The sequence below is a fragment of the Wohlfahrtiimonas larvae genome (assembly GCF_002006755.1).
Taxonomy (GTDB): Bacteria; Pseudomonadota; Gammaproteobacteria; order Cardiobacteriales; family Wohlfahrtiimonadaceae; genus Wohlfahrtiimonas; species Wohlfahrtiimonas larvae.
This window is the reverse complement of the sequence record NZ_MVDO01000101.1, coordinates 1-9,030: the sequence shown is the minus strand read 5'-3', so window position 1 is coordinate 9,030 and position 9,030 is coordinate 1. Positions and strand designations below refer to the sequence as shown.

At 38.7% G+C, this 9,030-nt stretch carries 8 protein-coding genes and 1 riboswitch; of the genes, 3 read left to right on the top strand and 5 right to left on the bottom strand.

All coding sequences use genetic code 11. From position 1 onward, the window contains the following. Together BZK14_RS06295 and BZK14_RS06290 are read right to left on the bottom strand one after the other, a co-directional pair. Nucleotides 1-1,025, bottom strand: a 1,025-nt coding sequence (locus BZK14_RS06295) for an NAD(P)/FAD-dependent oxidoreductase (protein ID WP_077925699.1), incomplete at its 3' end; no start/stop codon positions are given. 76 nt (nt 1,026-1,101) lie between these two features. Continuing rightward, nucleotides 1,102-1,632, bottom strand: coding sequence for a hypothetical protein (locus BZK14_RS06290; protein WP_077925698.1), 531 nt, complete (start codon nt 1,630-1,632; stop codon nt 1,102-1,104). Between the two features lie 177 nt (nt 1,633-1,809). Continuing rightward, nucleotides 1,810-1,921: riboswitch (TPP riboswitch) on the top strand. Nucleotides 1,922-2,055: 134 nt separating this feature from the next. Here BZK14_RS06290 and thiC point away from each other — a divergent pair. Next, on the top strand, nt 2,056-3,831 hold the full coding sequence (gene thiC / locus BZK14_RS06285) for a phosphomethylpyrimidine synthase ThiC (protein ID WP_077925697.1): 1,776 nt from the start codon (nt 2,056-2,058) through the stop codon (nt 3,829-3,831). A 64-nt stretch (nt 3,832-3,895) separates the two neighbouring features. On the opposite strand, the gene BZK14_RS06280 is transcribed toward thiC, so the two are convergent. The 3 genes from BZK14_RS06280 to soxR form a co-directional block, all read right to left on the bottom strand. Further along, complete coding sequence (locus tag BZK14_RS06280; protein WP_077925696.1) at nt 3,896-4,150, bottom strand: hypothetical protein; 255 nt, start codon at nt 4,148-4,150, stop codon at nt 3,896-3,898. 141 nt (nt 4,151-4,291) lie between these two features. Further along, nucleotides 4,292-4,933, bottom strand: a complete 642-nt coding sequence (locus BZK14_RS06275) for an outer membrane protein (RefSeq protein WP_077925695.1) — start codon at nt 4,931-4,933, stop codon at nt 4,292-4,294. Between the two features lie 310 nt (nt 4,934-5,243). Then, nucleotides 5,244-5,723: a redox-sensitive transcriptional activator SoxR gene (gene soxR / locus BZK14_RS06270; RefSeq protein WP_077925694.1), complete on the bottom strand. Its 480-nt coding sequence runs from the start codon at nt 5,721-5,723 to the stop codon at nt 5,244-5,246. 86 nt (nt 5,724-5,809) lie between these two features. Here soxR and BZK14_RS06265 point away from each other — a divergent pair, with 86 nt between their 5' ends. Continuing rightward, a complete protein-coding gene (locus BZK14_RS06265; protein ID WP_077925693.1) occupies nt 5,810-6,898 on the top strand; it encodes an efflux RND transporter periplasmic adaptor subunit in 1,089 nt (362 codons plus the stop codon). A 2-nt stretch (nt 6,899-6,900) separates the two neighbouring features. Continuing rightward, nucleotides 6,901-9,030 (top strand): efflux RND transporter permease subunit (locus BZK14_RS06260; RefSeq protein ID WP_077925692.1); only part of this gene is annotated, 2,130 nt, incomplete at its 3' end.

Genomic DNA, 9,030 nt, shown 5'->3' with positions numbered 1-9,030 from the left:
TCCACAATAGCAGAAAAGTTTTTGCTTAAGTAGACAGCTTGTTGAGAGGCAACTTGTGCAGTAGGCGCTAGGGGAGAATCTTTAACAAATGAACTGTCACCAATGGCAAATACATTGGGATCATTCAGTAACTGAAAATGCTTATTCACTGCTAACTGATTAATTCGAGATAATTCAACATCTTTGAACTTCGTTAAGACATCAGGGGCTTTAACGCCCGCAGTCCATACGGCTTGATCAGATTGGAAAACCTCACCACTTTTGAGCGTAACGCTGGTTGCTGTGATTTCTTCCACAGCGGAATTTAATAGGACGCGAATACCTATTTTTTCCATAGATTGGCGAATATTTTCACTGATATTAGGTTTAAATGTTGGTAGAACACGATCGCCTGCTTCTATTAGCGTTAAGTCAATATATTGCGTAAAATCTTCATTAGAATAGCTAGAAGCAGCTTGTAATTGCTGGATAATTTCACCTGCAAGTTCAACACCTGTTGCACCTGCTCCTACAATAATGAGATGGTGTACCTTTTTCAAAATTGCAGCTTTTATCACTTCATCTTGTAAGTCTTTTTGGAATTTTAATGCAGCCTGTAAGTCATCAACAACGTATGCGAATTCTTTGACACCTTTTGTATTAAAATCATTGCTACGGCTACCTAATGTGACGACTAGATAATCGTAATCTATGTATCGCTCTGGTAAAATTTCTGTATTTTCATCATTATAATAAGCCGCTAAAGTTACTTTCTTTTGTTGTTGATCAATATCTATAACTTCACCTGGCTGATAAACATAGCCACAGCGTTTGGCTTGTGAAAGGAATGGGATACTTTGTTCATCTGGTGATTGACTACCAGCAGCAAAAGTATGCAGCATTGGTTTCCAAATGTGTAAATGGCTTTTATCGATAAGAATAAAGTTGAGATGTTGATGGTCAGGATGTTGAGCTGCGCGTGTGATGAATTCAAATCCTGCAACGCCACCACCTAAAACCACAACATTCAGTTTTTTTTGTGCCATAGTTATTCCTCCTCATTAATGAGTGATATTCCTTATGAATTATATAATGGCACAAATTATTCTTAAGTTAATAATTTTAATAATGACTTTTAGGCATTCTCAGATGATTACGAACAGGAAAGGTGTAAGATCTAAATTGTTCTTGATACCAAACGGTAATTTCTCGGCATAGACTTTTGAGTTCTTCATCGAGCCATAGTTTTTCTAAATCTACTTTTGATAAACGCTGTGAAATATCTTCTTGATATTTTGCGGTATAAACTCGACCTGTATAAGGATCAAGTTTTGGCCATTGTTGCTTAGGATTCTTATAATAACCAAACGGAACTGATGGATAAGATTCAGCTTCTGTTTTTATAAAAATCCAAGATCCCATACATAGAAATTTTTCTTGTGTTTGTGGATGAATTAAAATTCTGCTATGACCTTGAATTTTAAGTGTTGTTTGTTGGGTTGCAGGATAACCTTGAGGTAATTCTCTTGGGTCTTCGGAGTCATATTGCCCAGATAACCAAAGTGCTACGTCGATACGTTCACAATATTCATTGTGTCCGATGAGCCCTAAATCATAATGAATTTCAGCCAATGTGATAAGCGTATTTTTCATGAATTTCCTAGAAACAGCCGTGCAAAAGTTGACATAGATCAAAGCATGCAATGCTAACCTAATTGGGCAAAATAAACAATTTTAATAAAAGGGATGCATGGTGCATGATTGCGCAGCTGAGGATATTGAATATTGAGATTATTTGCATTTATCATTAATAAAAGTTATAAGTAATGCAGATTTCACTGGGGGTGTCCACGCTGTGGGCTGAGATTAAGGCGAATGTGCTTTTAAACCCTTTGGACCTGATCTGGCTCATACCAGCGTAGGGAAGTATATCCGAACGAATAGATGAGCCTTGTCTTCACGATTGTGAGGGCGAGGTTTTTTTATGGGTTTAATTTGCCATTCTGCTCGTTCATACATTCATTACGTTGCCAGACTCTCGTTTTTATTTACACCATAATGATATGGAGAGTTTTAATGACAACAACCACCAAAATTGAGATTAAATCCAGTTTTCCTCGTAGCCAAAAAGTTTATGTGATCGGCTCTCGCCCTGACATTCGTGTGCCAATGCGCGAAATCACATTAGATCCAACTTTGGATAGCAAAGGCCAAATCATCGAGCAGAATGAACCCTTCCGCGTTTACGATACAAGCGGACCTTATACAGATAAAAATTACACCGTCGATTTAACACAAGGTTTGCCTGCACTTCGCCGTAATTGGATTATGGAACGTGGCGATGTGGAGGAATATGACGGACGTGAAATCAAAGCAGTGGATAATGGCTATAAAGATTTAAATGACCCACGTAACTTTGAAGGCTCATTTCCGGGGTTAAAACGTAAACCACTCAGAGCAAAAGCAGGGCAGAATGTGACACAAATGCATTATGCGCGTAAAGGTATTATTACACCTGAAATGGAGTTTATCGCGATTCGTGAAGGAATGTCACCTGAATTTGTGCGTGATGAAGTGGCAGCAGGGCGCGGAATTATTCCTAACAATATCAATCACCCTGAATCTGAGCCAATGATTATTGGTAAAAATTTCCATGTGAAGATCAATGCGAACATTGGTAACTCAGCTGTGACTTCTTCCATTGAAGAAGAAGTGGAAAAAATGACATGGGCAACACGTTGGGGTGCGGATAACGTGATGGATTTATCCACAGGTAAAGACATCCATAAAACACGCGAATGGATCATTCGTAACTCAGCTGTGCCAATTGGTACAGTGCCAATTTATCAAGCTTTAGAAAAAGTAAACGGCATCGCAGAAGATTTAACGTGGGAAGTATTCCGCGATACGTTAATCGAGCAAGCAGAGCAGGGCGTAGATTATTTCACAATTCATGCAGGTGTTCTACTTCGTTACATTCCATTGACCGCAAAACGTGTGACAGGTATTGTTTCTCGCGGTGGTTCAATCATGGCTCAATGGTGTTTGGCGCATCATAAAGAGAACTTCATTTATGAGAACTTTGAAGAAATCTGCCACATTATGAAAGCATACGATATCGCATTCTCATTGGGTGATGGCTTGCGCCCAGGCTCAATTGCAGATGCAAATGATGCAGCGCAATTCGCTGAATTGGAAACATTGGGTGAATTAACAAAAATTGCTTGGAAACATGATGTGCAAACGATGATCGAAGGGCCGGGACATATTCCAATGCACAAGATCAAAGAAAATATGATCATGCAGGAAAAACATTGTGATGATGCACCTTTTTATACATTGGGGCCATTAACGACAGATATCGCGCCGGGTTATGATCATATTACATCAGCGATTGGGGCGGCGATGATTGGTTGGTACGGCACAGCGATGCTGTGTTATGTGACGCCAAAAGAACATTTGGGTTTGCCGAATCGTGAAGATGTGCGCGTGGGCGTTATTACTTATAAATTAGCAGCGCATGCGGCGGATTTAGCAAAAGGTCATCCTAATGCACAGCAACGTGATGATGCTTTATCGAAAGCGCGCTTTGAATTCCGTTGGGAAGATCAATTCAACTTAGGTTTAGATCCTGAAAGAGCGCGTGAATATCATGATGAAACATTGCCTGCGGCAGGTGCAAAAGTTGCACATTTCTGCTCAATGTGTGGCCCTAAATTCTGTAGTATGAAAATCTCCCAAGACATTCGCTTAAAAGATCAAACAGGTGAATTCTTAGAGCAAAAGATTGCAGATGGTATGAAGGAAAAATCCAAAGAATTCTTGGATAATAATAGTCAGATTTATAGCTAAGATAATTCTTAGAAATAAACCCAACAAAAAGGGCGCTGGATGCGCCTTTTTGTCGTTCATGTGATCAATCATCATATCCCAAAGCACCTTCTGGGATTTCACCATAATGTGCAAGGACTTTCATTTCACCATAATCACCTGTTGTTTCATCGTAAGCTTGCGAAATTGCCAATACGCCAGCACGCATTTCAGAGAAACGCTCTGCACGATTGATGGCTTCTTCTGCAGAATTGCACTGCACAGCAGGATCATTAAATAATTTAGATGATTGCCCATTGCTTTGTTTTGTGAATGTTTGAACGATATATGCTGTTTTCATATGAACCTCAAAATATAACTTGATGTAATTATTATATATATAAAGTTATATTTTGGGAATATTAGATGAGTTTTTTGTGAAAAATATAGCTCCCCATTAATGGTGAGGAGCTTGTAGTGGTTGATATTGACTGATATTTAGCTAAAAAGTATAGCGGATACCAAAATTGAATTCATGAGCTTTTAGCTTAGAACGGGCATTAACGGGTCGGCTGTAAATATTCGTGGCTGAACTGACTTTGCCATAATTTACATATCGATAGCCAACATCTAATGAAATATTAGGTGTGACTTCATAAGCAACACCAACGCCTAGATTCCAAATAAAATTATTCTTTTTCTTACTAAATGATTGGTAATCAACTTGGCTATTAGCTTTTAAACGAGCATAACCAATACCTGCACCAACATATGGTGTAAAATCTGTACTGTTGGTAAAATCATAGTATGCATTGAGCATAATGAATTGTGTTTTGACTTGGTTAGAAACAGGTGCATTATTCAGAAATCTACCATTAATTTTAGATTTAGAATTGTAACCATATTCTATTTCACCTCGTAAATGCCCATTAGTAACAGCTATTGGGAAATCAAGGCCATATGCCGCACGAAAGCCACCCAAAGTTTTATCTTTAGATCTTCCGAAGCCATAGTTACCATATGTAGAACTGAGTTTGTTTTCCATACGAATAACAGTGCCTTTAGCTGAGACATATTGCCGAATATCTTCGGCAGCGGCTGTGCTACATACTAAAGCTACAGATATGAATAGTATCTTTTTCATAATAGCCTCCCATTAAATCGGCTTTTGTATCGTATTTTCATCATATATTCTTATTAAAATAATGTTTGACAAAAAATTAAATCATATAAATATTAAATATGATTATTTTTTAGTTAATAAAAATCATGATGATAATAGGCGTATTATGGGCAAAGATCGATAATGAAATTTTGAGTATCACTACCGAGAGCACATTGATAAGCCACTTCTTTATCCTCTAAATGCCAGCCATGCTTATCATTTTTGATGTCATATATGGTTTGCAGTACTTTAATGGCATCATCTAATAAACCTGATTCAGTTAAAGTGATTATATATCTTCATCTAAAGGGCGAGTTAAAATCCTTGCGCCTGCACCTTCTTCACCCAAAATATCGTTAGGGTTACGAAGTGGGCAACGATCCATAGATAAACAACCACAACCAATGCAATCATTCAATTCATCGCGCAAACGGGTTAAATAGGTAATGCGGCGATCTAAATCTGCTTTCCATTGTGTAGATATTTTTTCCCAGCCTTCTTTAGTAAGTTTGTGATCAGTAGGGAATTCGCCAATAGATTGTTTAATGTCTTCTAAAGAAATACCTGTGAGCTGTGCAATTTTAATGATAGCAATGTAGCGTAAAACGTACGAAGGAAAACGACGATGGTTGCTACTATTGCGTGTGCTTTTGATTAAGCCTTTCTCTTCATAAAAATGGATGGTGGAAATGGGAATGCCACTTCTTTTAGAAACTTCGCCCACTGTCATCATTCTATTTGTATCATATTTAGGAACATGTTGATTCATAAGTAAATTATCCGCTTGACCTCAAGTTAACTTTAGGTTTTATAATCCGCATCTGACAAAATGTCAAATGGTATAAGGATTGGTTTATGAAACGATGGGTATTAATTGGGTTGATCATCGCTGTGGTGTGTGCTGGTGGCTATGTTTGGTTAGGTAATAAAAAGGATGAAGGCTGGGTAAGTTATCCGACACAAGTAGCTGTACTGCCTGCGATGGAAGTTGTATCTGCCAAAAAAATGACAGGTATTGGTTCTGTGGAAGCAAAGCATCAAGTGATGGTCTCATCAGAAGTGAGCGGGCAAATCACAGAGATTCATTTTAATTCTGGTGATTGGGTGCAAAAAGGCGATGTATTAATTCAGTTGAATGATGATATTGAACGAGCAGAGAAAATGCGTTTATTAGCACAACGAGAGCTAGCAGTTCAACAACTTAAAAGATTTACAACATTAGCAGAGCAAAAAGCAGGGAGCCGGGAGCAATTGGATAAATCTGAGGCTGAGCTCAAAATGGTAGAAAGTGAAATTCATAAAGTGGATGCATTGATTGAGCAGAAGAAAATTGTTGCACCTTTTGAAGGCCGCGTAGGTATTCGCCGTGTTCATTTAGGGGAATTTATTGTTAATGGGCAAGCAATAGTTAGCTTAATTAATGATGATGAGTTATTTGCAAATTTTACATTAGATGATAAAACGCTCTCACATTTGTCAGTTGGGCAACATGTTGTCATTCATAATGGTGACCCAAATAGAGAATATGATGCAGTAATTACATCAATTGATCCTTGGATCGATCAATCAGGGCTATTGGCGATTCAAGCAGACATTCTGGATAGCAAAACTCACCTTACATCTGGTATGTATATTAAAGCAGAGCTTGAAAGTCCCTTGAAAAGCAAGGTTGTGATTATTCCTGAAACAGGGATTGCCTATTCGGCTTATGGTCATTCTGTTTTTATCGTTAGCAAGGAAGATCCTAGTAAAGTGGAACGCCGTAGAGTGACGATAGGTGATCGTATCGGTGCTTGGGTTGAGGTGATTGAAGGGATTGATGTGGGTGATCAGGTGGTTATTTCAGGTCAGCATAAGTTAGAAAATAACTCTTTAATCGAAATAGTAGAAAGCGATACGCTTCAGTTTACGTTGCCAAAAGATCAGAGAAAGACGGAGGATTAAGGATGCGCTTTACAGATATATTTATTCGTCGGCCTGTATTAGCATTAGTAGTGAGCGCCCTTTTCTTGATGGTCGGTTTTTTCTCATTGACAAAACTACCAATTCGAGAATACCCAATGCTTGAAACATCTACCATCACAATTTCGACGCAATATCCTGGTGCAACGGCTGATTTGATGCAGGGTTTCGTCACACAACCTATTGCACAAATGATCGCATCTGTTGAAGGTATTGATTATTTAACGTCAAGTTCAACAGATGGTATGAGTTTAATCACTGTGCGAATGAAGCTGAATGCTAATTCTACTGAAGCTTTGACGGAGATTATGGCGAAAGTGAATGAGGTCCGCTACAAATTACCGAAAGAAGCTTATGATCCTGTGATTGAGCGATCAGCGGGTGATGCTACAGCGGTTGCTTATGTTGGATTTGCAAGTGAAACTTTGCCAACAGCAGAATTAACAGAATATATTAGCCGAGTGGTTGAGCCAATATTTACGAGCATTGAAGGCGTTGCCAAAATCCAAATTTATGGTGGACAATCATTGGCAATGCGATTATGGATTGATACAGATTTATTAGCAGGTAAAGGCTTAACAGCCCATGATGTTGCCAATGCCATTCGTGCGAATAACTATCAATCTGCACCTGGGCGGGTGGATGGGCAATATACCATCACGAATATTCGTGTAAATTCGGATTTAACATCCACGCAAGAATTTGAAGAGATGGTGGTGGCTACACATGAAGATGGTGTGATTCGCATTAAAGATATTGGCCATGTGGAATTAACGTCCGCTTCTAAATTAACGAGTGGTTTTATGGATGGCAAACCTGCGGTTTATTTAGGTTTTTTTCCATCGCCCAGTGGTAATCCTTTGGTCATTGTAGATGGTATTCAGCAGTTGTTACCAGATATTGAAAAAACATTACCACCAGGTGTTGAAGCGAATTTGTCTTTTGAAACAGCACGATTCATTCAGGCTTCGATTGATGGTGTTGTGCAAACATTAATCGAAACCTTAATCATTGTAATCATTGTGATTTATCTTTGCTTAGGTTCATTTAGAAGTGTGTTGATTCCAATTGCAACGATTCCGTTATCGATGCTCGGCGTTGCTGTGATTATGTTGCTTTCAGGATTCTCCATTAACTTATTGACGCTACTTGCGATGGTGCTTGCAATAGGATTAGTGGTGGATGATGCGATTGTAGTCGTAGAAAATATTCATCGGCACATAGATGAAGGTCAATCCCCGGTGATTGCATCCATCATTGCTGCACGAGAAGTGATTGGGCCAGTCATAGCCATGACAATTACGTTGGCTGCTGTTTATGCGCCCATTGGCTTTATGGGAGGATTAACAGGTGCTCTCTTTAAAGAGTTTGCATTGACACTTGCAGGTTCGGTATTGATTTCAGGTGTAATTGCATTGGTATTATCGCCTGTCATGAGTTCATACTTATTGCCACCAAAAGATCACGTAAGCAGAATGGCTGTGTATGCTGAGCATTTTTTCAATAAGTTAATGTATGTTTATGGCAAAGCGCTATCAGCTGTATTGCGATTTCGTTATGTGGTGTATGCATTGATGACATTGATCATTGTGAGCTTACCTTTTTTATACACATTGCCACAGAAGGAGCTTGCACCAATGGAAGATCAAGCAAATTTGTTAACAGCGGTGAAGGGGCCACAACATGTTAATTTAGATTATACAGAGCGCTTTAATATGAAACTTGATCATATTTTTACAACGATTCCTGAAATGGAAAGTCGTTGGATTATTAATGGTACAGGCTCACCAGCTTCTAGTATTGGTGGCGTTATTTTAACGCCGTGGGGTGATCGTGAACGGAGTGCAGCAGAGGTACAAGGTGAATTACAAGGCAAGGTAGGTGGTGTTGAAGGTAATTCTATTTTTGTATTCCAATTACCAGCATTGCCAGGTTCAAGTGGTGGTTTGCCTATACAAATGGTTTTGCGTTCTCCCAAAGATTACCAAGTGCTTTATGATGCAATGGAAGAGATCAAAACTAAAGCGTGGCAAAGTGGATTATTTGTCGTGATTGATAGTGATTTAAGCTATAACAAGCCAATGGTTGAAGTAAAAATTGATCGTTTAAAAGCG